Here is a 26,410-nt window from a genome sequence, read left to right on the forward strand (position 1 = left end):
GAGGCAAAAACCGCTGGTGATTCGCAATGTCCCGGCGTAAATGATGGAGAGAAACCGTCTTGCGTCGGAGGTGACATGGGACTGGTCAAACGGCTCGGGGCGTGGCGGCTGCGTCAACGGACGCGGCACGCCGTTTCCTGGTCCCTCGGGGTGGGAAGTGCCATCTTCGCCTGCATCATCGTCTCGGGCGTCATCGGGTACATGACCATTGAGGGCTGGGGCTTCATCGACAGCTTCTACATGGTGGTCATCACCCTTTCCACGGTGGGCTTCATGGAGGTGCAGCCGCTTTCAAAAGCGGGCAGGATAATGACGGCGGCGATGATTCTGGGCGGTGTGGGCAGCTTTGCCTACCTCATGGGCACCATGTCTCAGGTGATCATCGAGGGCCGCCTGCAACACATCTGGGGGAAAAGAAGAGTGAGCAAGCTCATCAAGGGGTTGCGCGACCACTTCATCATATGCGGCTATGGCCGTATCGGCAGCGTGGTCGTGGAGGAGATAGAGAAGGCGGGGCACCCCATGGTGGTCATCGAGAAGGACCCCGAGGCGCTCATGGCCCTGGAGAACAGGGGCGTGCTTGTCGTCAGCGGCGACGCGACCATGGACGAGGTGCTGCTTTCGGCCGGGCTGGAGCGGGCACGCTGCCTGATCACCGCCCTGAGCCAGGACGCGGCCAACGTCTTCGTCACCCTCACGGCACGCCAGCTCAATCCGGGCCTGACCATCGTGGCCCGTACCGACACCGAGTCGCATATTTCCCGCCTTGAGCGGGCCGGGGCCGACCGGGTGGTCATGCCCTACAACATAGGCGGGCTGCGCATGGCCCAGAGCGTGTTGCGGCCCACGGTGACCAACCTGCTCGATCTGGCCGGCCGGGGCGACATCGACCTGCAAATGGAAGAACTGCCCGTGGCCCCCGACTCCGAACTGGTGGGCAAGCTGGTCAGGGACTCGGGCATCCGGGCCAACTTCGACGTGATCATCGTCTGCATCAAGTCCACGGACGGGAAGATGCTCTTCAACCCCGGCCCCGGGATTGAAATCAAGGCAGGGGACCTGCTCGTGGCACTGGGCAAGCCGGAGAACATGCCCGGACTCCAGGCGGTCTGCTCGCCGGGGCGCGATTTGGCGTCCGACAACACAAAACGGGAAATCGAAACATGAACCTGTTCGGCCTGCTGAGCATATTCCAGAGAGTGCGCGCCCGGGCGCGCGTCTGCCCTGTGTGCGGGCATCGACAGGTGGTGTCGGAAGAAAGGCGCGCCCAGGCGGTTCGCTGCGACAAGTGCGGCGCGGCCATCCCGCCCGGCGCGAAACAAACATGAGCCCGCCCCGGCCCGGCCCGGCCGCGCGGGCTCGCAATACGCCACGGAGAGTCGTGATGGTCAGAAGATGGTTGTGCCCGGCCCTGCTCATGTGCCTGTTCCTGCTGCCGACCGAGGCACTGGCCCAGCGTTCCCTGGGTCAGACCCTGTATGTTCCCTGCTATTCCCATATTTATCATGGTCCCAGGAACCGCACGTTGGACCTGACCGTGACCTTGAGCATACGCAACATTGATCAGCGCCTGCCCCTGACCCTGACCGTGGTGGACTACTACGACACTGACGGTCGCCTCATCCGCCACGAGCTGGACGAACCCCGTATCCTCGCCCCGCTGATGACCCTTGAATTCATGGTCCATCAACGCGACAGCGCGGGAGGATCCGGGGCCAACTTCATCGTGGTCTGGAAGGCGGACACCCCGGTCAACGCTCCGGTGGTGGAGACGGTGATGATCAGCACCGAGTCGAGCCTTGGGGTCTCCTTCACGAGCCCGGCACGGGTGATCGAGGAATAGTCCTGGTCTGACCGGAACCCGAGGCTCTTCCACGGAGGCTTTCGCCGTGCATCAAATGACGAGCATCACCATCGCCCTGATTCTGGTGGCGGGCATCCTGTGCCAGTGGCTGGCCTGGAGGGTCAAGCTGCCGGCCATCATCTTCCTGCTCTCCTGCGGCGTGCTGGCCGGGCCGGTGCTGGGCTGGCTCGACCCGGACCTGCTCATGGGCGAGCTGCTCTTTCCCTTTGTCTCCCTGTCGGTTGCGGTCATTCTCTTCGAGGGCAGCCTGACCCTCAAGCTGCGCGAGATACCCGGCCTTGAGAAGGTGATCCGCAACATGATCACCCTGGGCGCGCTCATCACCTGGGCGATCACGGCCACTGCCACGGCCCTGCTCCTGGGCTTCGCCTGGGAGATCGCCTGCCTGTTCGGGGCCATCATGGTGGTCACCGGCCCCACGGTGGTCATGCCCATGCTGCGTACGGTGCGGCCCCGGGAGAGCGTGGCCAACATCCTGCAATGGGAGAGCATCCTCATCGACCCCATCGGTGCCATCCTGGCGGTGCTGGTCTATCAGTTCATCGTGGCCGGGGGTGCGCAGGGCGGGGTGGCGGCCGGGGCCCTGGTCTTCGGCAAGATCGTGCTCATCGGCGTGGGGCTGGGCGCGGGTGGCGGGTATCTCTTCGGCCTGCTGCTCAGGAAATACTGGGTGCCCCAGTTTCTGCACAACATCATTGCCCTGGCCCTGGTCTGCGGCGTGTTCGCCCTCTCCAACCTGCTGGAGGCGGAGTCCGGCCTGCTCACGGTCACGGTCATGGGCGTGTGGCTGGCCAACATGAAGGGCGTTGACCTCGACGAGATCATGGATTTCAAGGAGAGCTTGAGCCTGCTGCTCATCTCGGTCCTCTTCATCCTGCTGGCCGCGCGCATGGACCTCTCGGCCTTCCTGGCCCTGGGCTGGCCCGCCCTGGGGGTGTTCCTGGTCATCCAGTTCCTGGCCCGGCCCCTGAGCGTGCAGGCCAGCGCCCTGGGCTCGGGTCTGAGCATGGCCGAGCGCCACCTGCTGTCCTGGATCGCGCCGCGCGGCATCGTGGCTGCGGCCATCACCGCGGTCTTTGCCATGAAGCTCGGCGCGCTGGGGTACGAGGACGCGCCGCAGCTGGTGCCCCTGACCTTCATGGTCATCATCGGCACGGTGCTGCTCCAGAGCACCACGGCCCGGTTCATTGCCAGCAGGCTCGGTGTGGCCGAGCCCGAGCCCCGGGGATTTCTCATCGTGGGGGCCAATCCCGTGGCCCAGGCCGTGGGGCTGGCCTTGCAGGAGAACGGCTACCGGGTGCTGCTGGCGGACCAGAACTGGTCGGCCGTGCGCGACGCCAAGCTCGCGGGCCTGCCCGCCTACTGGGGCAACCCGGTCTCCGAGCATGCGGAGCGCAACCTGAATCTGGTGGGCATCGGCCATCTGCTGGCCCTGTCTGCCAACGTGGAGCTCAACGCCCTGGCCGCGCAGTATTACCGGCTGGAATTCGAGCCGATGCGGATATTCTCGGTGCGCAACTGGCCCAGGAAGGACGGGGTGGCCGTGGAAAAATCAGCCTTTCGCTACGGCGGCCGCGTGCTCTTCGACGACGAGGTGGCCTACCGCGACCTCAAGCGCATGTTTCGCCAGGGCGGGGAGATTCGGCGCACGGCCCTGACCCGCGAGTTCACCTTTGCCGACTATCTGGCCGACGCCTCGACGCACCGGCTGCCCCTCTTCGCCATTGACGGCGACGAGGGCATCCACGTCTTCACGCCTGACGCGGACTTCACACCCAGGGAAGGGTGGAGCATCCTGGCCCTGACCCGCGAGGCGGACAGGGCGGACTCCGATGGAGAAGAGAAAACCTAGTGGAGCGGCGCTACTTCGCCCTGCCCATCAGGTCGTATTTCTTGAGCTTGTATTGCAGGTTGCTCTTGGAGAGGCCGAGCATGTCGGCGGCCTTGACTTGGACGAAGTCCGACTTGACCAGGGCGCGCCTGACCAGGGCGCCCTCTATCTTGTCCATGGTCTCGGCCAGGTTCAGCTGCGAGGGCAGCAGGTCCACCGCGCTCTTGAACTGGGCCTCCTCGTCCTTGATCTCGGGCGGCAGGTCGTCGGCGTCGATGACCTCGGTGCGGGCCAGCACCGTGCACCGCTCCACCACGTTCTCCAGCTGGCGCACGTTGCCCGGCCACTCGTAGGCGGTCAGGTAGTCCATGGCCGCGCCGGTGAACCCGGTGATCTCCACCTGATTCTCCTTGGTGTACTTGTCGAGAAAGTGGGCGGCCAGCAGCGGGATGTCCTCGCGCCGTTCGCGCAGGGGGGGCAGGAAGATGGAGACCACATTGAGGCGGTAAAAGAGATCCTCGCGGAACTCGCCGCGCGTCACGGCCTCCTGGAGGTTCTTGTTGGTGGCGGCCACGATGCGGATGTCCACGTCAAAGGTGTCGGTGCCGCCCACGCGCTCTATCTGGTGCTCCTGGAGCACCCTGAGCAGTTTGACCTGAAGCTCTGGCGTCAGCTCGCCGATTTCGTCCAGGAACAGGGTGCCCTTGTTGGCCATTTCGAAGCGGCCCTTGCGCATGGCCGTGGCCCCGGTGAAGGAGCCCTTTTCGTGGCCGAAGAGCTCGCTTTCGAGCACGCCGGGGCTCAGCGCCATGCAGTTGACCGTGATGAAGGGCTCGTCGCGGCGCGGGGACGAGGCGTGGATGGCCCGGGCCACCAGCTCCTTGCCCGTGCCCGACTCGCCGAGGATGAGCACGGTGGAGCGGCTGGGCGCGGCCCGGTCGACCATGTCCATGACCTGCTGCATGCCCTTGCCCCGGGCGATGATGTTGCCCTTGCCGAAGCGGTCGAGAATCTCGCGCTTGAGGCGGATGTTCTCGCGCTGGGTGGCGGCGTATTGCACGGCCTTGGAGACCGACAGGAGCATCTCCTCGTTGGCAAAGGGCTTGGTGATGTAGTCAAAGGCCCCGATGCGCATGGCCTCCACCGCGGCCTCGATGGAGCCAAACGCGGTCATGATCAGCACCGGGATGTGCGGGTAGGCCTTCTTGCAGCGCTCAAGCACGTCCTGGCCCGTGAGCTTGGGCATCTTCATGTCCGTCAGGATGATGTCCACCTCGGATTCTTCGAGATAGGCCAGCCCCATTTCCGGGTCGGACAGGGCTGTCACGCCGTATCCCTCGTCCTCCAGGATGGATTCGAGGATGAGCAGGTAGTTTTTTTCGTCGTCAAGGACCAGGATGTTGGCGGGCATGTGCTCTCCGGCTTGTTTCAGGGGATGTGCGGCAGGATAAATCAAGACGGCCCGAAAACCAAGGGGGCATTTGGCGCGTCGGGATTCGCATTGATTCCATCACCGCTGGATTGTGCCCCTGGCCCGTGGTATCGTCCGCGCATGAACACCATGGACAAGAAGCGGCTGCGCGGCGAGATGCTGGCCCGGCGCGGTCAATTGCAACAGGACGAGGCGGCCGTGAGCCGGGCAAGCGAAGGGGTTCAGGAGCTGATCCGCACCCTGGCCGAATGGCGTGCGGCGCGCGAGGTGCTGGTCTACTGGCCCAAGGGGGGCGAGGTGGATGTGCGCCCGCTGGTCAGCGAGCTGTGGGAGCGCGGCTGCCGGGTGCTCCTGCCCCGGTGCCGCCCCGACGCCCCGGGCGAGATGGACCTGGCCTGCGCCGCCTGCGAATCCGACCTGACGCCCGGTCCCTACAGTCTTCTTGAGCCGGACGCGCACCGCTGCCCGGCTGTGGCGTCGTGCAATCCCGATCTGGCCCTGATTCCGGGCGTGAGCTTTGACCGGCGCGGCTTTCGGTTGGGCTTTGGCGGCGGCTACTACGACCGGCTCCTGGCCTCGGGCACCATGGGCCGCCCCCTGCTCGTCGGCATCGCCTATGCCTTCCAACTGGTGGACGAGCTGCCGGTGCAGCCCTGGGACATGCCGGTGGACATTGTCTGCACCGAGGAGGAACTGTGGCGGCCATAGCGTTTTTCCCCTTCCTGTTCCCGAACATTCCCGGCGTGGGCTGCGTCTTCACCTCGCGCCGGGGCGGAGTGAGCGAGCCGCCCCATGACACGGCCAACCTCTCCTTCGAGGTGGGCGACGACCCGGCCGCAGTGCGCCAAAACCGCCGCCTGCTCCACGACCGCCTGGGCCTGAGCGGCTGGTGCGAGTGCCGTCAGGTGCATGGCGACGCCATCCACTTCGATCCCTCGCCCGCAGAGCCCGAGACCGAGCCGACCCTTGAGGGCGACGGCCTGGCCACGGCCACTCCCGGCATGGGGCTGATCGTCAAGACCGCCGACTGCCAGCCCCTGATCTTGGCCCATCGCGCGGGCCGCCACGTGGCTGCCCTGCACGTGGGCTGGCGCGGCAACAAGCTCGATTTCCCCGGCTCCGGCGTGGCCCGCTTCTGCGAGCGCTATTCCCTCTCGCCCGCCGACATCCTGGCCGTGCGCGGCCCGAGCCTCGGCCCGTCTGCCTCCCAGTTCGTCAACTTTGACACGGATTTCGGCCCCGGCTTCGAGGCCTACCGCGACCGCGTCACCCAGACGGCCGACCTCTGGCGCATGACCCGAGACCAGCTCCGGGCCGCAGGCATCCCGGCCCACCAGATATACGGCCTGGACCTCTGCACCCTGACCCACGCCGACACCTTCTTCTCCTACCGCAGGGCGTGCGCCTCTCCGGTCAAGGCCACAGGCAGGCAGGTGGGGGTGGTGTGGATCAAGGGGTAGGTGGGTGGAGTCTCCAGCTACTCAACTGTTTCTGACTGAGACAACGCTTTGATTTTTTTCAGCAAAGGATAGACTGACTGGAAGGCCTTGGGTGGCTGCTTACAAAGCCAATCTGCAAAAGTAATTTTTGATGCGCTGTCGATGTCATAGGCAAGGAATTTGTAGTCTGGGTGGATGTGCGGAGAAATTTTTTCGGTGAAATTGATACTTAACTTTGATTCCCTATCTCTTATGTCTTTAACAATTTGCCGAAGGACAAGAGCTTTTTCTTTGATTGCGCGAGCAATGACGTCTCTGGGGAATAAAAATTCTATAGGGATCGAGACAGAAAAACTTCCATCAATTTTCTTGTTTACCTTATTTTGTATCTCTTTTGCTTCGTCAGGCATAGGAATAAGCATGGCATACACTTTTTTGACTTTATTGATGACCTTTATGTCACCTCCAGACACTGTTTTTGCATATTTTAGTTTGTCGTACGCTTGTCTTCCTTCATTGTCATTGTCAAATATCCCAATTGTAGGAATATTGTTTGATTTTGTTATGTGGTCACATGCCTGAAGATATGAAAGGAGTTTTGTAGCGCAATTTGCCGGAACAAACTCACAAAAATGGTCTCTAGGAAAGAGGGCGGCTAATGCTTTGTCAAGAATTATTTTATCAGTCGGCCCTTCAACAACGACTTGTGTAAGAGTTGAGTCGCGAAGCTGCTGAGCCAGTTTTGCATTTGATTCTTTTAGTTCTGCATGTTCATTGACAAGGGATTTCGTCCTTGCGGCAATAAAAGCAGCAGTGCCGACAAAGCTATCCGCTTCATTTCTGGATGAGATAGGAGCCACGTGAGAAGACTTGTCTGTCATGCCTCCTCTGTCATGTTGGTAAACATGAAACCGCTTGGCTTTCTCTCCAGAGATGTCATAAAATGCTGGCGAGTGTGTTGTGATAAATATTTGATTCTCTTGTGAAAACTCATCCTTGAGTTGGAGGGCAAGGTCGTAAGCCTTGCTAATTTCTAAGGAGTTCTCTGGCTCCTCATATGCCCAGATGTGATGAACTTTTGATCTGCGAGCGACGAAGTCAAGGATGTATGGTATGTGCCGCGTCTGAAGGCCATCCCCTCTTTTTTGCAGCGGGATAAAGAAGTCGTTATGTTTAGTAGTAAAATCTAATGCGCTAAACAGAATCCGCAAGTCTTTAGGTACATCAATAGTGCTTTCAATCCCCAAAGCTGTTTGGATTTTTTCCGCCATACTTTCTGTGCTTTCATTGATTTTCCCCATCAGTGCCCCGGAGGAATCGGATATGCCAGCTTTTTCATCATCAATTAAAGCATCGTGAAGTAAATTTAGGTAACAGCTAAATATCTCTCTGCTTCTGACAGGCGGGATATAATGAAAACGGATCGAGTTTAAAAATTTACCAATTGTCGTCCTTGAGATCTCATCAGTATGCTTCATGTCCGGGGTTTGAGAGTATCTTGTCCAAACTTTTTTTACATAGAATGAATCTGGAAGAGATCTCCACTCTTTGAAGTTGTTGAAAGTAATTTTTACCCAAACAGTCATTCGCCCTTTCTGTTTCTTCGCTTCTTTTTCCCTTGTCCTCGAAATGTCATTCGTGAAGTTGAAAGCTGTGCCCAATTCCGTTTCGTTGTTGAAAAAAAGATTAAGCGCTTTGAGTATATTTGATTTTCCTGAATCGTTTTCGCCAATCAGTGTTGTTATGTCGCTAAGGTCTGTAAGCGTGATCGAATATGCAGACCTGAAGTAGTTAATTTCAATTTTGTTAATGACTTTCATGCATTCCTCTGTGTATTTGCGTTGATATATGTGTTGGCTATACGCTGATGCCTTGTCGTTGCCAAGATTATGTCGTAATTTATTACAGGAATTAGAGTGAGAGTCTTCACCCAAACACCGCCGCGCCCCAGTCCGGGAGCGCAGCGGTGTTTGAATGACCCAACTGTCCACGCTCGTGATCAGGGCTTCCGTCCCTCAATCCCCTTCACCAGTTCCTCAAAATCCCGTTCGGCTTCGATTTCGGCCTGCTCCAGTTCCCGCTGTCTGCGAGCATGGTCAAACGCCGTGTACTGGCGGTGGGCGTGCTCCTCTGCCTGCTTGTGGGAGACGGTGCCCGCGTCGGTCAGCACTCTCCATTCATTGAACGCAAGGAAGCGGTCGGCGATTTCGATCCATTCCTGCATGGTGATGCGCTGGCGTTTTTCGGCGCGATCCTCGGCATGGTCCAGAAACATGGTCACGAGCCGGTCCAGCCTGGAGAGTTCGTCCTGGTGCAGGTAGTTCTTGGAGGTAATCACATCGCCCTTGCGGACCACGTCGCCCTTGAAGCTGGTCAGCCCCATGTTGGGCGCAGAGGCATTGGCGCGTTCAACCACGATGGCTGCGGCTGTCTTGCCGGTGATGGCGTAGAGCATCTTGTTCTGGATGGTCTTGAAGAAAGTGCGCGCGGTTTCCGACGTGCCGTCATAGTCGGCGCTGGTCTGGGTAAACAGGTCCTTGATCTTCTGGTAGAAGCGCTTTTCCGAGGCCCGGATTGCCCGGATGCGTTCAAGCAGTTCGTCGAAATGGTCCCAGCCGCCGGGGTTCATCAACCGCTCGTCGTCCATGGTGAAACCCTTGACCATGTACTCCCGCAGGCGCTGCGTGGCCCAGCGCCGGAACTGGACACCCACGGACGAGCGGACGCGGTAGCCCACCGCGATGATGGCCTCCAGGCTGTAGTGCTTCAAAGTACGATTTATCTCACGATTCCCCTCACTTCGAACTTGTAAGTAATCCTTACACGTTGCCGGTTCATCCAGTTCCCCATCCTCATAAATCGTTTTGAGGTGCATTCCGATGTTCTGCGGGGTGGTCTGGTACAGGTCGGCCATGGAACGCTGCGTCAGCCAGACGGTCTGATCTTCGACATGGACCTTGACGGAAACGCCGCCGTTAGGGGCGTTGAATATCTCTATTCGAGAGTCTGGCGCGGGGTTGATCTCGCTCATCATGTGTCCTTTTCAAGATGGGTTGCCCGAGCATAATACAGCCCGCCCCTCACAACAAGCCCGCACGGACACAAGGAAAACCCCGAAGGCGCGAGCCTCCGGGGTTTGTATGGGGACAGTCGGCGTTCTTTCTTCCGCTCCTTCTCCGCCCCCGGCTACCCCCCGTAGCGCGCCTTGGCCTCCAGGCGTTTGGCGTGGAGGATGGGCTCGGTGTAGCCGCTGGGCTGGGCCGCGCCCTTGAAGATCAGGTCGCGGGCGGCCTGGAAGGCGATGCTGGTGTCGAAGTCCGCGGCCATGGGGCGGTAGGCCGGGTCGGCCTCGTTCTGGCGGTCCACCACCGCGGCCATGCGCTTGAGGGCGGCCAGGACCTGATCGGGGGTGCAGATCTTGTGGCGCAGCCAGTTGGCGATGTGCTGGCTTGAGATGCGCAGGGTGGCGCGGTCTTCCATCAGGCCTACGTCGTTGATGTCCGGCACCTTGGAGCAGCCGATGCCCTGGTCGATCCAGCGCACCACATAGCCCAGGATGGACTGGCAGTTGTTGGCCAGTTCAAGCTCCACCTCGCCCGCCGAGGGCCGGTCGGTCATCAGCGGCAGGGTCAGGAGCTGGTCGCGACTGGCCCGGCCCTTGCCGATCAGCGCGTGCTGCCGGGCAAAAACATCCACCTCGTGGTAATGCATGGCGTGCAGGGTGGCGGCCGTGGGCGAGGGCACCCAGGCGCAGTTGGCTCCGGCCTCGGGGTGCGCGCCCTTGGCGGCCACCATCTCGGCCAGTCGGTCCGGCCGGGCCCACATGCCCTTGCCGATCTGCGCCCGGCCGCTGAAGCCGCAGGCCAGACCCACGTCCACGTTCCAGTCTTCGTAGGCGAGAATCCAAGGCTGGCCCTTCATGGCCTCCTTGGGCACCACAGGCCCGGCCTCCATGCAGGTGTGTATCTCGTCGCCGGTCCGGTCCAGGAACCCGGTGTTGATGAAGATGACCCGGTCGGCCGCCCGGCGGATGCACTCCTTGAGGTTGAGGGTGGTGCGCCGCTCCTCGTCCATGATGCCGATCTTCATGCACCCGGCGGGCAGGCCCAGGGCCTGCTCGGTGCGGGCGAACAGCTCCACGGCAAAGGAGACCTCGGCAGGCCCGTGCATCTTTGGCTTGACGATGTGTATGGACCCGGCGCGGCTGTTGGTCAGCGGGCCGCGCCCCTTGAGATCGTGGGAAAAGATGAGACCCGTGGCCATGGCGTCGAGCATGCCCTCGGGGATTTCCCTGCCCTCGGCGTCGAGCACGGCGGGCGTGGTCATGAGATGGCCCACGTTGCGCACCAGCAGCAGGCTGCGGCCGGGCAGGGTCAGCTCGGTGCCGTCGGGCGCGATGTAGTGCCGGTCCGGGTTCAGGGTCCGGGTCACGATCCGGTCCCCCTTGGGGAACGACGCCTCCAGGGTTCCCAGCGCCAGCCCGAGCATGTTGGCGTAGGCCAGGGCCTTGTCCTCGCCGTCCACCACGGCCACCGAGTCCTCGCAGTCGAGGATGGTGGTCAGGGCGGATTCGAGGACCACGTCCCTGACCCCGGCGGGATGATCCTTGCCCACCGGGTGGGCGCGGTCGATGCATAGTTCGATGTGCAGGGCGTTGTTGACGAAGAGCAGGCGGCTGCACTGGTCCGCGCTGCCAGCGAACCGGTCGGGGTGGCGCAGGGGGGTGGCGTCGCCCCTGGCCAGCCGCGCCCGCAGGCCGCTTTCGCCAAGGACGTATTCGGTCACGTCGGCGTGGGAGCCCGAGGCCAGCGGCAGGGCGCGGTCCAAAAACCGGGCGCAGAAGGCAAAGACCTTGCTGCCGCGCACCGGGTTGTAGGCCCCGCCGCGCTCCGCACCGTCGGCCTCGTCGATGACGTCGCTGCCGTAGAGGGCGTCGTAGAGGCTGCCCCAGCGGGCGTTGGCCGCGTTCAGGGCGTAGCGGGCGATGGTGATGGGCACCACCAGCTGCGGCCCGGCAATGGTGGCGATCTCCGGGTCCACGCCCCGGGAGGTGATGGCAAAGTCCTCGCCCTCGGGCCGCAGGTAGCCGATCTCCTCCAGGAATGTCCGGTAGGCGGTGCGGTCGTGCGGCTGCCCGGCCCGCTCGCGATGCCAGTTGTCGATGGCCTGTTGCAGGGCCTCGCGCCGTTCGAGCAGGGCGCGGTTTTCCGGGCCAAGGTCGGCCACGATGCGCTCAAGGCCGCCCCAGAAAGCCGGGGCGTCGAGGCCCGAACCGGCCAGGGCGGTTTCCATCATTTCGTACAGGGGGGCAGCCACGGAAAGGCCGCCGACCTGGATTCTTTTTGTCATGCAAAGGGCTCCTTTGGGCTAATGGTCCGTCAGCCGAGCGGCACCGGCGGGCCGCGTCCCCCCGTCCAGCGCGAGGGCGGCGCAACTACAGGCTAGCCTTCCCGGCCGGGAAGCGCAATGCCCGATCACTGCGCGCAAGTCCGACACCGCCGCCTTCGCTCCCCGCCCAGCCCTGTCAATCCGTTTTCTTGCCCCTGCACGGGTCTTTTATCGCCCCCTGGCCCGGCTCCCTGGGGTGGTTGCCGACCAGCGCGGCGACCAGCGCGGCGACAAGGGCGGCGACCCGGACAGGTACCGGTCTTGTCTGGACGACCCAGTGAACGGGGTGGAGCCGACAGGTGTGCTGCGGCAGGCGGCGCAGTGTGCCGGGGTTACTTCACCCGGCGGAGGGTCGCGCCGTGTTCGCGGTCGGGGCGCAGTTCGAGGATGCGGTGGGCCGTGTCGGAAAAAAGGTCGATGGGGTGGTGGCTGATGACCAGCAGTTGCAGGCCGAGGCGGTCGGCTATCTCGGCGATGAGTTTCATGAGCTTGGGGACAAGGGCGGGCCTGATCCAGCAGTCCTGTTCATCGAGCACCAGGAAGGGGCGGTGCGCCTCGGGCGCAAGCTGGGACAGGGCGATGAGCCGAAGCCCCACGGACAGGATGTTGCAGACTGATCCGCCCTGGCCCGACAGGATGTCCTCCACCCGGTCGCCATCGCCCTGATTGTGGATTTCGAAGCGGATCTGGAGCCGGTTGTTGCGCACCTCGCGCCGGGTGGCCACCACCCGGTCCTGGCCGAGGATTTCGCGCACGGCATGGGTCAGGTTCAGTTCCACCTCGTCAAGCACCTGGCCGAACAGGGCTGTGGAAAGCTCCTCCAGCGTGTCCCGGGCGCGCGGGGCCAGGGCCAGGAAGTCGCGCACCCCGGCCAGTTCGTCGCGGACCCGGCCGTGTTCGGCGTGGGCCGCCTCGGCCAGGGCCGAGAGCCGGTCGAGCCGCCGCCGGACCTCGGTCGGATCAGGCATTGATTCGGCTCCGGATACCATCAATCCGCCTGCTCCAGGCTGTTTTCCACAGCGGAAAGGTCTGCCTGAATTTGTTGGACATGCTTACGGTATGTGGCGACAAGTCTTTCGTTTTCCTTGCGTTTTTCATCAAGAAGCAGTTGCAGTTCCTCGGGGTCGCTGGTGCCGTACTCGGCCAGGGCCTGGGCCTTGAGCCCTTCGAGCTGTCCGGTGAGGTGGGTGATGTCTTGCTCGGTGCGCACCCGCTGCTCGCGCAGGCGTTCATAATCCTGTCGCAGTTCGGCGAGTTCCCGCTCCAGCTGGACGTCCCGGGTCGTCCCGGTGTTGTTGGGGTTGCTATGGGTCAAGGGTGACCTCCTCGTAGAGTTCCCAGATGAGCGCCCCTTCGGGCGTCTCCCTGGACAGGTTTTCTTGCAGGAACTGGCGCAGGCCCATGCCCTCGCGGGTGCGTTTCCAGGCCAGCCGCTCAAGGCCGCTGATGAAGTCCGACTGCCCCCCGGCCTCCTGCGCCTGGGGCGGAAAATCCTGGTCCGGGAAGACCTGGTCAAAGGGCAGGAACGGCACGGGCCAGGACTCAAGCTCCTGGCAGCCGGGCGTCCAGATGGCGGCGGCGGGCTGCCGCTCCAGGGAGCGGCGCGAAAAGGTGAGCCGCGTGATGTTGCCGGGGTTGGCCCAGGTGGTCTGCCCGGCCCGTACCGTGGGCTGGGGCCGGTGGATGTGGCCGTTGATGAGCCAGTCGATGCCGGGCAGCTCGCGGATGGCGTAGGCCAGGTCCTCGAACTCCGGAAAACGGATGTTGTGATGGGTGAGCCAGACCACGGCTGACGGGCCGTCCGGTGCGCGCTCATATCCCCTGGGCAGGGGCGAGCCGTCCGGGCTGGCCCCGACCAGCACGGCCCCTGTGTCGGTCTCGAGGATGAACTGGGGCCCTTCCTCCTTCATCAACCGGAGGGCCCCGGCCGCCTCCAACACCGCAATGGTCAGGTCCTCGGTGAAGCGCGACTGGTACTTGTCGTGGTTGCCCACCAGCGCCCAGACCCTGTCCGACCCGGTGCGCGAGCCAAAGAGGCGGATCAGTTCCACAAGCATCTTGTTGGAGTTGTCACGGGGGCGGTGGAAGAGGTCGCCCAGCACGACCGGGACCATGCCAAGGTCGCGGGCGCGGTCCAGGCAGGCGCCCAGCTTGCTCATGATCTGCTCAAGATAGCCGTCGAGCCGCTGGCCCGGCGGAAGGTCCGCCAGATGCGGGTCCGCCACCAGAAAAAGCCCATTGGCCCGGATGGTCTCAACACTCATGGGCATGCCTCCGATCAAGGAAGGAGTCGGCATCGACCCGCGCCCCGCACAGGGGGCAGCCGCCGATGCCGGCCAGGGCTTCGGCCAGGGTTTCCCTGACCTCCTGCAACCGTGTCTCCAACCCGGCCAGTTCCGACTCAAGGGCCAGCTTGCGCACGCTCAGTCCGCGAAGGTCGGCAACCAGCTCGGCTAGGCGCGCGTCTGCCTCGACCCGGGGCGGCTCCGCAAGGCTCCGCAACACGTCCTCGCGGCGGGCCACCCGCCCGATGCGGTAGCGGGCCGCGATCATTTCATCCATAAGTTCGGAGAGTTGTTTCGTTTCGATGGCCTGCGGCGGCGCTGCCAACCCGGACACGGCCCGGCTTCTGACCTCAGCCTTCCGCAAGGCGCGGGAGGTGGCTTGCAGACGGTCGCAGATTTCGGCCAGTCGGCCGGTGTTTTCCACCATCGGCGGCGCGGCCAGGAGGGCCAGGGCACCACCTGTCCGCCCGGCGGCGGCCAGTCGCGTCGCGGTGCGGCCCATATCCGCCAACAGGGTGCGCAACCTATTGATCGGGCTGGGTTCCGGCACCGGCTCAAGGGTATTGAGGAGGGTTGCGGATCGGCGCAGGGCATCAAGTCCTGCGGCCAGTTGGCGCAGGGTCGAGCAGCGGCCTTCCAGGACCGGCATGGCGGCTTGGAGTTCCTTTGCGGAGGTTTCCAGTCGGCTGACCTCGTCCATGCGCAGGGCGATGTCCGGCATGGGGGCCAGGACGTTCAGCCGCGCCTCGATGCGCTCCCGGCGGGTCTCAAGTTCCCGCTCGCTCCGCTTGGCCTCGGTGGTGCGCGCCTTGAGGGCGTTCTGCATGGCCAGCAGATGGGCGCTCTCGGTGGAGGCGGCAAAGAAGGCGGCGATGTTGGACTCGGGCCGGTTGAGGAGGAAGACGGGCTCGCGCTGGTTGCCCAGGTGCACGTCCACGGGATCGCCGGTCTCAAGGTCCACCAGATCGAGCCGGAGCAGGGCGCGCACCTCGTCGGGCACCTTGCCCTGGAGCTTCCAGAAGGGCTCCTCGGGCTCGTTGCGGCCCGGCAGGGTGATCTCGTAGCCCGCGCTGCGCTTCTTGCGAATCCAGACGACCTTTGCCCCGTCACCCAGCACCACCGTGACCCGGGCCTCCCTGGCGCCATGGCGGATGCAGTGGCTGAAGGACGGGTTGGTGGTCACACAGCGCAGCGCCTCGACAACGGCGGACTTGCCGGTGTTGTTGGCCCCTGTCAGCGCGGTGATCCCCGGCCCCAGTTCCAGCTCGGTCCGCTCGTGGGCCATGAAATTTTCGAGGATGATGCTGCGTATCATGCTGTCCGGCGTGTTTGGTTCAATACTTCAAATCTGTTCACAAAAAGCATCACTTCTGTTTACTGCGTCCGGCACCTCCCGTCCCCATCGCCAACCTGCGAAGCAGGTGGCGGAAATGGTTCGAGTGCTAGGCGCAAGAGCCATGCAGGGCCGAAGCGTACTCCGGTACGCGAGGGTCTGCATGGGTCGCAGCAACGACGCAATCGGGCCATTTACGCCACCTGCTACGGGTAGCGCGGTTTGGGGTGGCGTGTAAAGAACCAGGGGGCCGGGCCGAGATGGCGCATGGCCTCGTTGTTGGCCTGCCAGCGCTCGGCCAGGGGGGCGGGCATCCCGTGGCGGTCGCAGGGGAAGTCGGCGCACTGGAAACAGTAGTTCACCCCGCGCTCGCGGGCGCAGGCGGGCACGGCGCAGCTTTTGAAGAGGCACCCGGCCTCGCGGCATCCGGTGCAGGAGCCCGAGGCGAGGTAGTCGAGCAGCTCGCGAAACGCGGCAAAGTTGCCAAAGGCCGGGTTCATGGCCGCGAAGCGCTCGGCATAGGGGGTGAAGTTGTCGCCAAGGGCCGCCTTGAGGGCGCTGGCCGACTGCTGGATGGGCCCGCCGTCAAAGGCGAGGCAGGTGGCGCAGAGCAGGCCGCAGGGCGCGAGCCGGGAGCGGACAAAGGCGGCCTCGTCGGGCAGATGGCCGGTATCGCGCAGCAGGTTCAGGGCGATGTCCACGGCCCGGACCACGTACTCGATGCAGCGGGCCTTGATGTTCTCGTCCCTGAACCTGGCCTGACCCTCGGGCGTGGCAAAGTCGCAGCCGGTCAGGTCGAAACAGTTGATGGAGCCGAAGGCATCGCGGAATTTGTCCTGGAATTCCTGGACCAGTCCGTAGGCCGGGTCGTACTCCCCGCCGGGCTCGGTGCGGCCCGCATGCAGGCCGATGCCCATGACCGCCCCGGACACCGCGCCGCACTGGCCGCAGGTGCGCGCCATGCCGCTGCAAAATCCGGTGGCCAGGGGCGTCAGGGGCCGGGGATCGCGCCCTCCGGCCTCGGCGATGAGCTTGAGCACGATCTCTGCACAGTAGAGGTCGCCGGAGTTGAAGAGATCGGCGGCTGCGGTGTGGAGGTGGTCATGCATGGGAATCCTCGCTTGGGGTGTGGGTGGTGCCTGGGGGGTCGCTGGCCCGCTCCCCCCGGCGGCAGGAGAGAAATGGACAGAAGGCGATGGCCTCGTCCGTCAGCCGCGTGTCGCGGCCAGAGCCGGAATGGAGTATCAGGGGCGGCTCCACGTGCAGGCCGGGTCTGCCCGCCTTGACTGCTTCCATCAGTACGGTGCGAGCCTCCTGACCGGCGCGGCTGTGGACCAGCCGCATGCGCTTGGGCGCGAGCCCGGCCCGGGTCAGTCCGTCCAGGAGTTCGGGCAGGCGCTCGGGCAGGTGGACAAAGGTGAACCGGCCGCGGGTCTTGAGGGCCACGGCCGCGCATCTGGCAAAGCGGGCGAAGTCGCCCCGGCTCTCGAAGCGGGCGGCGGCGCGGCCCTCGTCCTGGCTGACCCGGCCGCAGCCAAGGGGCCGATACGGAGGGTTGGCCACTACGAAATTCACCACGCGGTCGGCCCGCCACACAGCCACGTCGCCCTGGACCGGGGCATAGCGGTCCGCGAGATGGAGGGCGGCGGCATTGGCCTCGGCAGCCTCCACGCTCGGGCGGTCGATGTCCAGGCCGGTCAGGCGCAGATCGGGCTGACGCAGGAGCAGGGCAAGGCCGATCACGCCGCAGCCGCAGCCCAGGTCGAGGCCCTCCTGCCCGCGCCCGGGCCGGGCAAAACAGGCCAGGAGCAGCGAATCGAGGGAAAAACGGTAGCCGCCTTCGGGCTGGGCCATGCCCCGGGGAAAGGCGGCCCGCCGGTCGAGCACGGCCCGGGTGTCCACTGCGCCAGCGCGGCCCTCGCTCATGCCTTGTCCCGCTTTCTCCCGCGCCTGATACGGGAGCGGACCATGTCCATGAACAGGCGCGCCTCGGCCATGTCCAGGACCAGGGCCATGAACAGGTAGGCCACGACCCATGCGGGCAGCAGAGCCAACCACCACAGCCCCCAGGAGGCGGTGACGTGGGCGCCCAGGCCCACGCCGAGGCTGAGGATCAGGATCTTGATGGACGCGGCCAGTGGCACCAGGGTGGCCTCGCGTTTGCGGGCCAGACAGATGTGCAGGAGCACGCAATTGAGCATGGACGAGAGGCTGACGGCCAGGGCCAGCCCCACATGGGCCATGGGACGCATGAGCAGCAAGCCCAGGATCACGTTGGCCGCGAGGCAGAGCACGGCGATCCTGACCGGGGTGCGGGTGTCCTCCAGGGCGTAGAACCCGGCCACCAGCGGGCGCGCCAGGGCAATGAAGGGCAGGCCCACGGAGTAGGCGATGAGGGCGTGGGCCGTGGCGGTCACGGCCTCGGCCGTGAACTCGCCGCGCTCGAAGAGCAGGGAGACCATGGGCCCGGCCAGCCCGACGAGCCCGGCCGCGGCGGGCAGGGCGATGAACAGGGTCAGGCCCAGGGAGAGGGTCATGGCCCCGTCGTATTCCTCCATCTCGCCCTTGGCGGCCAGCCGGGCGAGGCTCGGCAGGGCTGCGGTGCTGATGGCCAGCCCGAAGACGCCAAGGGGAAACTGGACCAACCTGTCCGCATAGTAGAGGTAGGAGACCGAGCCCACGGGCAGGAACGAGGCCAGGAGCGTGCCGAGCAGGATGTTCAGCTGGTAGACGGCCGCGCCAAAGACCGTGGGCAACATGAGCAACCCCATGCGGGCCACCCCCTTGTTGCGCCACGACCACGGCCCGCGCCAGGAAAACCCGGCCCTGCGCAGATAGGGTTGCTGGAGCAGCCATTGGCCCAGGCCGCCGAGGAGCACGCCCCAGGCCATGGCATAGGCCACGTTGTAGCCGAAATAATAGCCGAACAGGGCCGAGCCGATGAGGGCCAGGTTGAGCACCGATGGGGACAGGGCCGGGGCCAGGAAGTGGTTGCCCGCATTGAGCACGCCCATGCACAGGGCCACCCCGCAGATGAAGATGACATAGGGGAAGCAGATGCGCACCAGATCCACGGTGGTGGCAAAGAGTTCCGGATTGCGCAGGAATCCCGGGGCGATGGCCAGGGTCAGCGGCCATGCCAGCACCTGGGCGGCCAGGGTGATGCCACCCAGGATGACGGCCAGCCAGATCATGGCCGAGCGGGCCATGGCCTGGGCCGCTTCCTCGCCCTCTTCCTCGCGCACCCGGGAGTAGACCGGGATGAAGGCCATGGTCAGCGACCCCTCGCCAAAGAGCCTGCGCAGGAGATTGGGGATGCGGAAGGCCACGAAGAAGGCGTCGGCAAACACCCCGGCCCCCAGGGCAAAGGCCACGATCATGTCTCTAACAAACCCCAATACCCGGGAAACAAGGGTCGCGCCCGCCACGACGGCCGCGTTTCTGGCTATGTCCCTGCCGTGTCTGCTCACCTTTTTGCTCCGCCCGAAGGCCGATTCGCCAACACCTTGAAATCTCGATGCGCCACTTTTCTCGAGTTTTTCTAGATAAAATTTAATATGCCGTCACGACATTATTTTATTCCGTAAGGACTTGTTAACCGTCTCCGGCGGGGGTGCCGTGGTCAAAGAAGCAGGGTTTGCAAAACAACATCCCGTAATAAAATAGTTTTTGACAAAAGAGACCATGTTCGCGTCAGGCCCTGCTTCTGGAGGGAAATGCCCGGGCCAACGCGTTTTGCGAGGCGGCATTTCCGGGCAGTCCGGCCGTGTCGCCAGCGGGCCAACCACAACGGACTTTTGCAGATGGTTGCGGTTCATGGTCAGCGCCTCTGCTGGCAGCGCGGGCAGAAGGTGGAGGTGCGCCCGGCCACCTTGGTTGATGCCAGGGTCGTGCCGCAGGCCGCGCACGGCAAGCCCTGCCTGCCATACACGGCAAAGCTGTTCTGGAAGGCCCCGGCATCGCCGCTGGCATTGACATAGTCGCGGATGGAACTGCCGTTTTCCGCGATGGCCTGGCGCAGCACGTCCTGAAGGTGTGCGAAGAGGCGCTCCGCCAGGGCCGGGCCCAGCCTGTTGCCGCGCGCCTGGGGGTGGATGCCTGCACGAAACAGGGATTCGTCCGCATAGATGTTGCCAACGCCCGCCACCACCGCCTGATCGAGCAGCAGCGCCTTGATCCGCCCGGCGCGCGTGAGCACCTGCCCGGCAAGCATCGCGGCATCGGTCTCCAGCGGCTCCGGCCCGACCCGGTGCAGGAAATCCCAGTGCGCCAGTTCGCCCGGCCCAAAGGCGCGCACATACCCGAAGCGGCGCATGTCGGCAAAGCACAGCAGCGAGCCGTCGTCCAGGATGAACCGGGTCCGGTCGTGCCGCTCCACCGGCCGCATGGGGCCATGCACCACCCGGCCGGTCATCTTCAGATGAAAGGCCAGGGCCGCGCCGTCCGACAAGTCCACCAGCAGCACCTTGGCCCGGCGGCGCACGCCAACCACCACGCCTCCGAGCACCTTGGGCACCAGCGTGTCCGCCGCCTCGCTCAACCGCGTGGAATCCACGGGCTCCACATCCGAGACGACACGCCCCACCAACGTGGCACCCAGACCCCGGGCAATGACCTCAACCTCTGGCAACTCAGGCATGGCACCCTACGTACCCGAATTCCGATGCAGAGAAAAGCGCGGAGGCATCCCCCCTGTTTTCATTTGGGGCGGGTTGGCGTAGGCTGGGCGATATTCGCGACACAAGGAGCATGTGATGAAGAAATCTCTCGGACCGGCCACGCTGGCCTTTCCCACGCCTGTCTGGGCCGTGGGTTCCTATGACGAGGACGGGCGGCCCAACGCCATGATCGCGGCCTGGGGCGGCATTTGCTGTTCGCAGCCGCCCTGTCTGACCGTGTCGGTGCGGCCCGGTCGCCACACCTTTGCGGGCATCATGCTGCGCAAGGCGTTCACGGTCAGCGTCTGCCCGCAGTCCCTGGCCGCCGAGGCGGATTTCCTGGGCCTTGTCTCGGGCCGCAAGACGGACAAGTTCGCGGCCACGGGGTTGACCCCGGTGCGCGGCGAGCATGTGGACGCTCCCTATATCGACGAATTCCCGCTGGTGGTGGAGTGCGCGCTGATCCATTCCTATGACCTGGGCGCGCACACCATGATGGTGGGCGAGATCAAGGACGTGAAGTGCGACGCTGACAAGCTGCTGGACGACAAGCACCCGGACCCGGCCAGGGTCCTGCCCCTGGTCTACGCCCCGGGTGTTGGCACCTATCACGGCCTGGGCCCGGTGGTGGCCAAGGGCTTCCATGCGGGCAAGACGTTCATGAAGTGATCTGGCCCGGCTTGGGCGGGGCAGGGTGTTGACTTTTCAGGCCAAACCGGGTCGAGTGCGAACATGAAGAACCCTCTGCGCCCCTGTGGCCGATTTTGGCGGGCCGTTGCGCGCACACTGTCCGTGCCGCTGGCCCTGTCAGTGGTCTGGTGTCTGGTCCTGGCCGGTTGCACGTCGCGCACGCCCGAGGGGCCGGTGGCCGATCTGGTCGTTCTGCCGCAGGACGCCGGGGTGTATCACACGCTGGACCCGGACCGGCCCCTGGTTCCGGCCGGGAGACAGGCCGAGGCGTATGCCGAATTTCTCAAGGCCCATTTTGCGCCATGGGAACCCGGGCGAACACCCATTGCGGCCGACACCGTCTACTGGGGGCTGGCCCAGTACGCCAGGGCGCAGCTCTACGGCGAAAACACCCTGCCGCGCGATGCGGACTGGATGGAGCGGCTGCGCCAGTATTCGCGGGCGGACCAGTATCCGTCCATGAGCCGCCGGGCCATTGCCGTGACCAATGCCAACATGCGCGTGCTGCCCACCATGGTGCCCACGTTTTTCGATCCCTCCCGGGCCGGGGAGGGCTTTCCCTTTGACGTCATGCAGAACTCACTGGTGCCTGCGGGCACGCCGCTGCTGGCCACCCACACCAGCGCGGACCGGGCCTGGATGCTGGTGGAGTCGCGCTTCGCCTTTGGCTGGGTCCGGTCCACGGACATCGCCTGGGTGGACGACGGGTTCGAGAGCTTCTACCGCACCGGGATCTACGCGGCCATCGTCCGCGACGACGTGCCCGTGGTGGACGGTGATGGCGTGTTCCGCTTCGACGCCCACATCGGCTGGATTCTGCCCGTGCTCGAAGGCGGGTTCGGCGACAACGGCATGGCCCTGGTCATCCCGGTGCGCGACCGGCGCGGCGATGCCGTGGCCCAGGTGGCCTTTCTGCCCGAGTCCGTGGTCCGGCCCGCGCCCCTTGCGGCCACGCCAGCCAACTTCACCCTGCTGATCAACGCCATGCTCGGCCGACCCTACGGCTGGGGCGGCCTGTACGAGGGGCGCGACTGTTCCATGGCGGTCATGGATCTGATGGCCTCCTTCGGCATCCTCCTGCCGCGCAACTCGCGGCCCCAGGCGGCCACCGGCGAGGTGGCGACCGTGGCCGGGCTCGACCGGCAGGCCAAGAAGCGGTTCATCCTGGCCCGGGCCACACCGTTTCTGACCCTGGTGGGCAAGCCGGGCCACATCATGCTCTACCTCGGCCAGCGCGACGGCGATCCCGTGGTCTTTCACGCGGTCTGGGGCCTCAAGACCATGCACGGCGACACGCCCGGCCGCGAGGTCATAGGCAGCTCGGTCATCACCACTCTGGAGCCGGGCCTGGAGATGCGCGCCCTGTCCCGGCCCGACGGCATCATCCTGGAGACCGTGACCTCCATCAACACCCTCTGTCCGCCCCCGGATTCGGCCCCGGCCTCGGACCAATAGCCCGGTCCGGCCGGGCGGCGGATTTTCGACACCCGGCGGCAAAGCGGCCGGGCCACCGCATCCAACCGGGCCATGGCCCTGGCAAATTTTCTGCCGGTACGGCTCATGCAACGCCCGGGCATGTCACGATCTTCGCGCCCTGCCTGGATGGCGGCCGCCCTGCTGGCCTTCCTGCCCACGTCCCTGGCGGGCTGTCTGGCCATCAACGCCATGTTCGGCGTGCTCGGGCTGGTCGGCCCGGCCCCGATCCAGTATGCGGGCACTGCCTATTCCGTGGGCGAATACACCTACCAGTTCGCGGTCAACGACAAGACCCCGGACGAGGTGCTGGGCGAGAAGTTCGCCTGGCTCATCGGCCCGGACGCATCGTCGACACCGCAAACCTTTCCGTCTGCGCCGACATTGGGCAAACCGACATTGATGCTCGCCGATGCCGGAGCCGCGCCAATGGCCGCCACGGAGCCGGTCGTCATGGTGCCGGTCTCCATGCCTTTGGGCCCTGCGACATCCGAGGAGAGCGAAGCCGCGATTTCGCGGGAGCCGACCCCGGACCCGGACCTGATCCCGATCCCGATGCGCCGGGCCTGGACCGATCAGCCAGACGCCGGGCCAGTCCCTGCCGCCGGGCCAGTCCCTGCCGCCGGGCCAGTCCCTGCCGCCGGGCCAGCCCGCGCCGTGGTCGCTGCCCGCGCCGGGGCCATCGGGCCGGACCTGCTGGCCCAGCGGCTCAACAGGCTCGAATCCTCGCTGGCCCAGGCCGAGCGCATGTACCTGCGCGGAATCGGCCAGGGCGTGCGGTGCACGGCCTCCACACCTGATGGACAGGGCGGAGTCAGCGGGACCGGCTCGGTCCGGCATCCGGTGATGCAGGCCGCCCCAGCCGGGCCATGGCGCGTGGCCCGGCCGGACTCTGCCCCGGAAGTCCTGTCGGGCGCGGGGGCCGGTCTACCCGCCCGGTCGTGATTCCCTTGGCCTGGGCTGGCACAAATCACCGGTCGGGGCGGGCCGCTCCATGTGCTGATTGCGCTGCTCGCGCAGCCAGGCGCGCAGGTCTTCGGGCAGGGCGCGCCATGTGCCCTTGACCCCCCGCTTCCAGGCGGGCAGGCCGTGCATCCTCACCAGTTGGTGCATGTTCTTGGGATTCTCACCCACGGCCAGGCAGATGTCCTTGGCCCCCTTCAGGCAGATGGAGTCCATGTCCCCTCCCCGTAGGCCTTGCGGATGGTCAGGTCGAAGCGGTCCTGCCCGGCGCAGCGCTCCAGGAAGGCGGCAAAGGCGTGGCCGGAATCGAGCACGGCCCGGCTGCGGCCCACCACGCCGAAGCGCGAGCCCAGCAGCACGCACCCGCTGGTGTCGGCCGCCACATTGCCCCGGTGGAACAGGATGTGCGTGCGCCCGGGCACACCTGCCACCTCAAAGGTGTTGCCGAACCGGGGCGAGTTGACCCGGCGGCATTGATAGCGCCCTGCCGGGACGCAGGACTCGCCCACCGCGTTGCCGCGATCCGGCGGCTCCAGGGTCAGGCAAAAAACCTGCCCGTCCAGGCTGAGCACGCCAAAGGTCCCGGCCTCGCCGCTCTCTATTCGTACTAGTTCCATGTTTTCAAGCATCTGCTCCTCCATTTGCGGGTCGCCCCCACAGGCATGAACAGGGAGAAGGTAGACGTTTGACTATACAATAGTCAACAAATTTTGTCATTCAACTTTAGACATTCATCAAATTCCGTGTATATGTATGCGTAACTTCGTATCATTCACAAGGGGATGATCATGGGATTCACTGAAGACGTGCGCCAGGCCCTGCTGAGCCGGGTGGGCCGGGGCAAACGGTATCCGAACAACAAGCGCATGGCCGACGAGCTGGGCATCGACCCCTCGCAGCTCAACCGCTTCCTCAAGCGTGAGCGCGGGCTCAACGCCGATTCCCTGGGGCACATCCTCGACCGCGTCGGCGTCTCGCTGGTCTTTGGCGACGAGCCTGCGGACGCGGCCCGGGAGGTGTGCTTCCGCCTGCCGGACAAGACCCAGGCCGTGCCCGGGGCTCCTGATCCGCAGCCGGATGACTATCTGGCCGTGCCCCTGGCCAGCTCGCCCGTGGCCGCCGGGCCGGGCCTGATTCCCGAGGACAAGGTCGAGGGCTGGGTGCTGGTCTGGCGGCATCAGGAGTCCATCCGCTTCCGGTCCAACCTGGTGGCCGTGGAGGTCGGCAAGAACGAACTCTCCATGATCCCCACCCTGCACCCCGGCGACATCGTGCTGGTGGACCGCAACGACCGCGATCCGAGCCCGGCGGGCAAGATCATGCTCGTCAGCGAGCCTGGCCCGGACGGGGGCGCCATGGTCAAGCGCGTCAACACCAAGCGGCTCGACGGCGACCTGGAGCTGATCTTCTACTCCGACAACAGCCGCCAGTTCCCGCCCGTCACCTACCGCCTGGAGCGCGACTACGACGGCGACATCAGTCGCGCCATCGGCGGCAATGTGGTCTGGGCGTGGAGCGACATGACCAGAAAATAGCCCTTGGGCGCTGGAGATCAACATGAAATTTGCCATTCGACTCTTTGTCCGGTTCCTGCCTGTGCTGTGCTTCCTGCTCACGGCCGGTATGGGCCTGGCCAGTCCGGGCGTGACCAGTTCCGGCATGACTGATCCGGGCGAGACTGGTCCGGGCGTGAACCCGGAAATCCCGGCCCTGGCCGACATCCTGGGCGGAACCGATCCCGAGGCACGTGCCCGGGCCGTCGTCCGTCTGAAGGCCATGGGCCAGCCTGCCATGCCCGGCCTCGTGGCCGCCCTGGCCGAGGGCGATGCCGTGCGGCGGCGCGGCGCGGCCCTGGGCCTTGGCCTGTTGCCCGCGCCCGGGTTGGCGGACAAGGCCATTGTCGCGGCCCTGGCCGACCCGGACACCACAGTGCGGAGCATGGCCGCCCATGCGTCGGCCGCAGCCGGGCCAGACATGGCTCCCGGGCTGGTGGGCCTGCTGGCCGACCCCGACCCGTCGAGGCGCGACGCTGCGGCCTATGGATTGAGCCTCATGGGGCGCAAGGCCGTGCCCGCCCTGGCCGCCGGACTGGCCGCGCCCGATGCCTTTGCCCGGGCCAAGGCGGCGTGGCTGCTGGGCCATCTGGGCCAGGATGCCGCGCCAGCAATCCCGGCCCTGATCCGCGCCCTGGACACCGACGACCAGCGCGTGGTCCATGTGCTGGCCGAGGCCATCGACACCATCAGCCCGCCCCCGGCCCTGGTCTGGCACCACCTCATGCTGCTGGGCGCGCCTTGTTCCGGGCTCTATCCCCAGGCCCGGCTGGGCAGGGCGGCGGCCCCCATCCTGGTGCGCCTGCTCGACAGGCCCGGCACGCCCCTGGCCCAGACCGCTTTCCGCGCCCTGCTGGGCATCGGCAACGACGCCATCCCGGCCCTGTCCCGGGCCGTGGCCACGGGCACCCCGAGCCAGCGCACCGGAGCCGCCCTGCTGCTCTCGGACATCGACCCGGCCTCGGTGCTCTCGCTGCCCGAAGACCTTCGCCAGTCCCTGTCCGGACTCAGGCACCAACCCTAGCCGACAGGAGGCACCCATGCCGAAACTGATCTATGCACTCATCTGCGCCGACCTGATCATTGACAGAGACTCAAGCAGCACCTCCTTCATCCGCACCGTGGAACACGCAGTGGTCCCGGCGCTCCCGGCCACGCTCCCTCCGGTGTTCTTCGCCAGCCTGTGGGAGCTTGGCGACACGGGCGGCCAGCCCTTCACCGTGTCCCTGACCCTGACCCCGCCCCGGGGCGAGGGGGCCATGCTCGGCGCCCAGGAGGTCACTCCCGGCGCGACCATGCTCCACAAGATGAACTTCCAGCTGCCCGGCCTCACGGTGTCGGACGAGGGCCGCCACGTCCTCTCTGCCGCCATCAGGACCGACTCCGGCTGGAAGACCGTGGCCGAGCTGCCCCTGTTCGTGTTCAAGGGGTCTGACAAGGCCTGACGCAACGCATTCCGCCCATTCGCCCGCGCCATGGCGGGTGGTGAATCGGCGGCGAG

The 26,410-nt window shown here is 65.1% G+C and carries 26 protein-coding genes; 12 read left to right on the forward strand and 14 right to left on the reverse strand.

Going from position 1 to position 26,410, the window contains the following annotated elements; genetic code table 11:
- Positions 1–75 precede the first annotated feature (75 nt).
- Genes QQS14_RS05750 through QQS14_RS05765 form a run of 4 tightly spaced genes read left to right on the forward strand, consistent with a single transcriptional unit; the run spans position 76 to position 3,716 of the window.
- On the forward strand, positions 76–1,167 hold the full coding sequence (locus tag QQS14_RS05750; protein ID WP_285906002.1) for a potassium channel family protein: 1,092 nt from the start codon (positions 76–78) through the stop codon (positions 1,165–1,167).
- On the forward strand, positions 1,164–1,328 hold the full coding sequence (locus QQS14_RS05755) for a hypothetical protein (RefSeq protein ID WP_285906003.1): 165 nt from the start codon (positions 1,164–1,166) through the stop codon (positions 1,326–1,328). Before QQS14_RS05750 ends, QQS14_RS05755 begins: the two co-directional genes overlap by 4 nt.
- 56 nt (positions 1,329–1,384) lie before the next feature.
- A complete protein-coding gene (locus QQS14_RS05760; protein ID WP_285906004.1) occupies positions 1,385–1,843 on the forward strand; it encodes a DUF3124 domain-containing protein in 459 nt (152 codons plus the stop codon).
- A 55-nt stretch (positions 1,844–1,898) separates the two neighbouring features.
- The gene (locus QQS14_RS05765) at positions 1,899–3,716 is read left to right on the forward strand and encodes a cation:proton antiporter (protein ID WP_285906053.1); all 1,818 of its coding nucleotides are present in this window, start codon (positions 1,899–1,901) and stop codon (positions 3,714–3,716) included.
- 10 nt (positions 3,717–3,726) lie between these two features.
- Here the strand turns inward: QQS14_RS05765 and QQS14_RS05770 are convergent, their stop codons facing one another.
- Complete coding sequence (locus tag QQS14_RS05770; RefSeq protein ID WP_285906005.1) at positions 3,727–5,106, reverse strand: sigma-54-dependent transcriptional regulator; 1,380 nt, start codon at positions 5,104–5,106, stop codon at positions 3,727–3,729.
- Positions 5,107–5,247: 141 nt separating this feature from the next.
- Here QQS14_RS05770 and QQS14_RS05775 point away from each other — a divergent pair, with 141 nt between their 5' ends.
- Entirely contained in the window at positions 5,248–5,835 is a 588-nt protein-coding gene (locus QQS14_RS05775; protein ID WP_285906006.1) for a 5-formyltetrahydrofolate cyclo-ligase, read from the forward strand.
- On the forward strand, positions 5,823–6,587 hold the full coding sequence (locus QQS14_RS05780; protein ID WP_285906007.1) for a purine nucleoside phosphorylase YfiH/LACC1 family protein: 765 nt from the start codon (positions 5,823–5,825) through the stop codon (positions 6,585–6,587). Before QQS14_RS05775 ends, QQS14_RS05780 begins: the two co-directional genes overlap by 13 nt.
- 17 nt (positions 6,588–6,604) lie before the next feature.
- Here the strand turns inward: QQS14_RS05780 and QQS14_RS05785 are convergent, their stop codons facing one another.
- From QQS14_RS05785 to mutM, 11 genes are all read right to left on the reverse strand, one after another.
- Entirely contained in the window at positions 6,605–8,386 is a 1,782-nt protein-coding gene (locus tag QQS14_RS05785) for an ATP-dependent nuclease (protein ID WP_285906008.1), read from the reverse strand.
- Positions 8,387–8,565: 179 nt separating this feature from the next.
- The gene (locus tag QQS14_RS05790; RefSeq protein WP_285906009.1) at positions 8,566–9,597 is read right to left on the reverse strand and encodes a virulence RhuM family protein; all 1,032 of its coding nucleotides are present in this window, start codon (positions 9,595–9,597) and stop codon (positions 8,566–8,568) included.
- A 155-nt stretch (positions 9,598–9,752) separates the two neighbouring features.
- Positions 9,753–11,915 (reverse strand): malate synthase G, encoded by a 2,163-nt coding sequence (locus QQS14_RS05795; RefSeq protein ID WP_285906010.1) that lies wholly within the window; start codon positions 11,913–11,915, stop codon positions 9,753–9,755.
- Positions 11,916–12,286: 371 nt separating this feature from the next.
- Positions 12,287–12,922: a P-loop NTPase family protein gene (locus tag QQS14_RS05800; protein ID WP_285906011.1), complete on the reverse strand. Its 636-nt coding sequence runs from the start codon at positions 12,920–12,922 to the stop codon at positions 12,287–12,289.
- Positions 12,923–12,942: 20 nt separating this feature from the next.
- Complete coding sequence (locus QQS14_RS05805; protein WP_285906012.1) at positions 12,943–13,269, reverse strand: hypothetical protein; 327 nt, start codon at positions 13,267–13,269, stop codon at positions 12,943–12,945.
- Positions 13,259–14,218, reverse strand: coding sequence for a metallophosphoesterase family protein (locus QQS14_RS05810; RefSeq protein ID WP_285906013.1), 960 nt, complete (start codon positions 14,216–14,218; stop codon positions 13,259–13,261). Before QQS14_RS05810 ends, QQS14_RS05805 begins: the two co-directional genes overlap by 11 nt.
- Entirely contained in the window at positions 14,208–15,554 is a 1,347-nt protein-coding gene (locus QQS14_RS05815) for an AAA family ATPase (protein ID WP_285906014.1), read from the reverse strand. Before QQS14_RS05815 ends, QQS14_RS05810 begins: the two co-directional genes overlap by 11 nt.
- A gap of 224 nt (positions 15,555–15,778) precedes the next feature.
- Complete coding sequence (locus QQS14_RS05820) at positions 15,779–16,681, reverse strand: C-GCAxxG-C-C family (seleno)protein (RefSeq protein WP_285906015.1); 903 nt, start codon at positions 16,679–16,681, stop codon at positions 15,779–15,781.
- Entirely contained in the window at positions 16,674–17,498 is an 825-nt protein-coding gene (locus QQS14_RS05825; RefSeq protein WP_285906016.1) for a tRNA1(Val) (adenine(37)-N6)-methyltransferase, read from the reverse strand. Before QQS14_RS05825 ends, QQS14_RS05820 begins: the two co-directional genes overlap by 8 nt.
- Positions 17,495–19,042 carry a murein biosynthesis integral membrane protein MurJ gene (gene murJ, locus QQS14_RS05830; RefSeq protein WP_285906017.1) on the reverse strand — a complete coding sequence of 516 codons (1,548 nt, stop codon included), beginning with the start codon at positions 19,040–19,042 and terminating at the stop codon, positions 17,495–17,497. Before murJ ends, QQS14_RS05825 begins: the two co-directional genes overlap by 4 nt.
- A gap of 350 nt (positions 19,043–19,392) precedes the next feature.
- The gene (gene mutM, locus QQS14_RS05835) at positions 19,393–20,211 is read right to left on the reverse strand and encodes a bifunctional DNA-formamidopyrimidine glycosylase/DNA-(apurinic or apyrimidinic site) lyase (protein ID WP_285906018.1); all 819 of its coding nucleotides are present in this window, start codon (positions 20,209–20,211) and stop codon (positions 19,393–19,395) included.
- A 115-nt stretch (positions 20,212–20,326) separates the two neighbouring features.
- On the opposite strand from mutM, the gene QQS14_RS05840 reads away from it, so the two are divergent.
- The 3 genes from QQS14_RS05840 to QQS14_RS05850 all read left to right on the forward strand — a co-directional run bounded on the left by QQS14_RS05840 (position 20,327) and on the right by QQS14_RS05850 (position 23,338).
- Entirely contained in the window at positions 20,327–20,899 is a 573-nt protein-coding gene (locus QQS14_RS05840) for a flavin reductase family protein (protein ID WP_285906019.1), read from the forward strand.
- A 63-nt stretch (positions 20,900–20,962) separates the two neighbouring features.
- A complete protein-coding gene (locus tag QQS14_RS05845; protein WP_285906020.1) occupies positions 20,963–22,375 on the forward strand; it encodes an NlpC/P60 family N-terminal domain-containing protein in 1,413 nt (470 codons plus the stop codon).
- Between the two features lie 120 nt (positions 22,376–22,495).
- Complete coding sequence (locus QQS14_RS05850; protein ID WP_285906021.1) at positions 22,496–23,338, forward strand: hypothetical protein; 843 nt, start codon at positions 22,496–22,498, stop codon at positions 23,336–23,338.
- Here the strand turns inward: QQS14_RS05850 and QQS14_RS05855 are convergent.
- Complete coding sequence (locus tag QQS14_RS05855) at positions 23,321–23,572, reverse strand: MerR family transcriptional regulator (protein WP_285906022.1); 252 nt, start codon at positions 23,570–23,572, stop codon at positions 23,321–23,323. The two genes, QQS14_RS05850 and QQS14_RS05855, sit on opposite strands and share 18 nt — an antisense overlap.
- The gene (locus QQS14_RS05860; protein WP_285906023.1) at positions 23,554–23,973 is read right to left on the reverse strand and encodes a DUF5675 family protein; all 420 of its coding nucleotides are present in this window, start codon (positions 23,971–23,973) and stop codon (positions 23,554–23,556) included. The genes QQS14_RS05855 and QQS14_RS05860 overlap by 19 nt, the downstream gene beginning before the upstream one ends.
- 171 nt (positions 23,974–24,144) lie before the next feature.
- Between QQS14_RS05860 and QQS14_RS05865 the strand changes: the two genes are divergently transcribed.
- The 3 genes from QQS14_RS05865 to QQS14_RS05875 are packed head-to-tail and all read left to right on the forward strand — an operon-like array spanning position 24,145 to position 26,354.
- Positions 24,145–24,891: a S24 family peptidase gene (locus QQS14_RS05865; protein ID WP_285906024.1), complete on the forward strand. Its 747-nt coding sequence runs from the start codon at positions 24,145–24,147 to the stop codon at positions 24,889–24,891.
- Between the two features lie 22 nt (positions 24,892–24,913).
- The gene (locus QQS14_RS05870) at positions 24,914–25,933 is read left to right on the forward strand and encodes a HEAT repeat domain-containing protein (protein ID WP_285906025.1); all 1,020 of its coding nucleotides are present in this window, start codon (positions 24,914–24,916) and stop codon (positions 25,931–25,933) included.
- Between the two features lie 16 nt (positions 25,934–25,949).
- Positions 25,950–26,354 (forward strand): hypothetical protein, encoded by a 405-nt coding sequence (locus QQS14_RS05875; RefSeq protein ID WP_285906026.1) that lies wholly within the window; start codon positions 25,950–25,952, stop codon positions 26,352–26,354.
- Positions 26,355–26,410 lie beyond the last annotated feature (56 nt).

The sequence above is a fragment of the Pseudodesulfovibrio pelocollis genome (assembly GCF_030282845.1).
GTDB classification, from domain to species: Bacteria; Desulfobacterota; Desulfovibrionia; order Desulfovibrionales; family Desulfovibrionaceae; genus Pseudodesulfovibrio; species Pseudodesulfovibrio pelocollis.

What these genes read in the sequence shown, in the direction of transcription:
- QQS14_RS05750 (WP_285906002.1), top strand. Translation starts at nt 76, where the DNA reads ATGGGACTGGTCAAACGGCTCGGGGCGTGGCGGCTGCGTCAACGGACG.
- QQS14_RS05755 (WP_285906003.1), top strand. Translation starts at nt 1,164, where the DNA reads ATGAACCTGTTCGGCCTGCTGAGCATATTCCAGAGAGTGCGCGCCCGG.
- QQS14_RS05760 (WP_285906004.1), top strand. Translation starts at nt 1,385, where the DNA reads ATGGTCAGAAGATGGTTGTGCCCGGCCCTGCTCATGTGCCTGTTCCTG.
- QQS14_RS05765 (WP_285906053.1), top strand. Translation starts at nt 1,899, where the DNA reads ATGACGAGCATCACCATCGCCCTGATTCTGGTGGCGGGCATCCTGTGC.
- QQS14_RS05770 (WP_285906005.1), bottom strand. Translation starts at nt 5,106, where the DNA reads ATGCCCGCCAACATCCTGGTCCTTGACGACGAAAAAAACTACCTGCTC.
- QQS14_RS05775 (WP_285906006.1), top strand. Translation starts at nt 5,248, where the DNA reads ATGAACACCATGGACAAGAAGCGGCTGCGCGGCGAGATGCTGGCCCGG.
- QQS14_RS05785 (WP_285906008.1), bottom strand. Translation starts at nt 8,386, where the DNA reads ATGAAAGTCATTAACAAAATTGAAATTAACTACTTCAGGTCTGCATAT.
- QQS14_RS05790 (WP_285906009.1), bottom strand. Translation starts at nt 9,597, where the DNA reads ATGAGCGAGATCAACCCCGCGCCAGACTCTCGAATAGAGATATTCAAC.
- QQS14_RS05795 (WP_285906010.1), bottom strand. Translation starts at nt 11,915, where the DNA reads ATGACAAAAAGAATCCAGGTCGGCGGCCTTTCCGTGGCTGCCCCCCTG.
- QQS14_RS05800 (WP_285906011.1), bottom strand. Translation starts at nt 12,922, where the DNA reads ATGCCTGATCCGACCGAGGTCCGGCGGCGGCTCGACCGGCTCTCGGCC.
- QQS14_RS05810 (WP_285906013.1), bottom strand. Translation starts at nt 14,218, where the DNA reads ATGAGTGTTGAGACCATCCGGGCCAATGGGCTTTTTCTGGTGGCGGAC.
- QQS14_RS05815 (WP_285906014.1), bottom strand. Translation starts at nt 15,554, where the DNA reads ATGATACGCAGCATCATCCTCGAAAATTTCATGGCCCACGAGCGGACC.
- QQS14_RS05820 (WP_285906015.1), bottom strand. Translation starts at nt 16,681, where the DNA reads ATGCATGACCACCTCCACACCGCAGCCGCCGATCTCTTCAACTCCGGC.
- QQS14_RS05825 (WP_285906016.1), bottom strand. Translation starts at nt 17,498, where the DNA reads ATGAGCGAGGGCCGCGCTGGCGCAGTGGACACCCGGGCCGTGCTCGAC.
- mutM (WP_285906018.1), bottom strand. Translation starts at nt 20,211, where the DNA reads ATGCCTGAGTTGCCAGAGGTTGAGGTCATTGCCCGGGGTCTGGGTGCC.
- QQS14_RS05840 (WP_285906019.1), top strand. Translation starts at nt 20,327, where the DNA reads ATGAAGAAATCTCTCGGACCGGCCACGCTGGCCTTTCCCACGCCTGTC.
- QQS14_RS05845 (WP_285906020.1), top strand. Translation starts at nt 20,963, where the DNA reads ATGAAGAACCCTCTGCGCCCCTGTGGCCGATTTTGGCGGGCCGTTGCG.
- QQS14_RS05850 (WP_285906021.1), top strand. Translation starts at nt 22,496, where the DNA reads ATGTCACGATCTTCGCGCCCTGCCTGGATGGCGGCCGCCCTGCTGGCC.
- QQS14_RS05855 (WP_285906022.1), bottom strand. Translation starts at nt 23,572, where the DNA reads ATGGACTCCATCTGCCTGAAGGGGGCCAAGGACATCTGCCTGGCCGTG.
- QQS14_RS05860 (WP_285906023.1), bottom strand. Translation starts at nt 23,973, where the DNA reads ATGGAACTAGTACGAATAGAGAGCGGCGAGGCCGGGACCTTTGGCGTG.
- QQS14_RS05865 (WP_285906024.1), top strand. Translation starts at nt 24,145, where the DNA reads ATGGGATTCACTGAAGACGTGCGCCAGGCCCTGCTGAGCCGGGTGGGC.
- QQS14_RS05870 (WP_285906025.1), top strand. Translation starts at nt 24,914, where the DNA reads ATGAAATTTGCCATTCGACTCTTTGTCCGGTTCCTGCCTGTGCTGTGC.
- QQS14_RS05875 (WP_285906026.1), top strand. Translation starts at nt 25,950, where the DNA reads ATGCCGAAACTGATCTATGCACTCATCTGCGCCGACCTGATCATTGAC.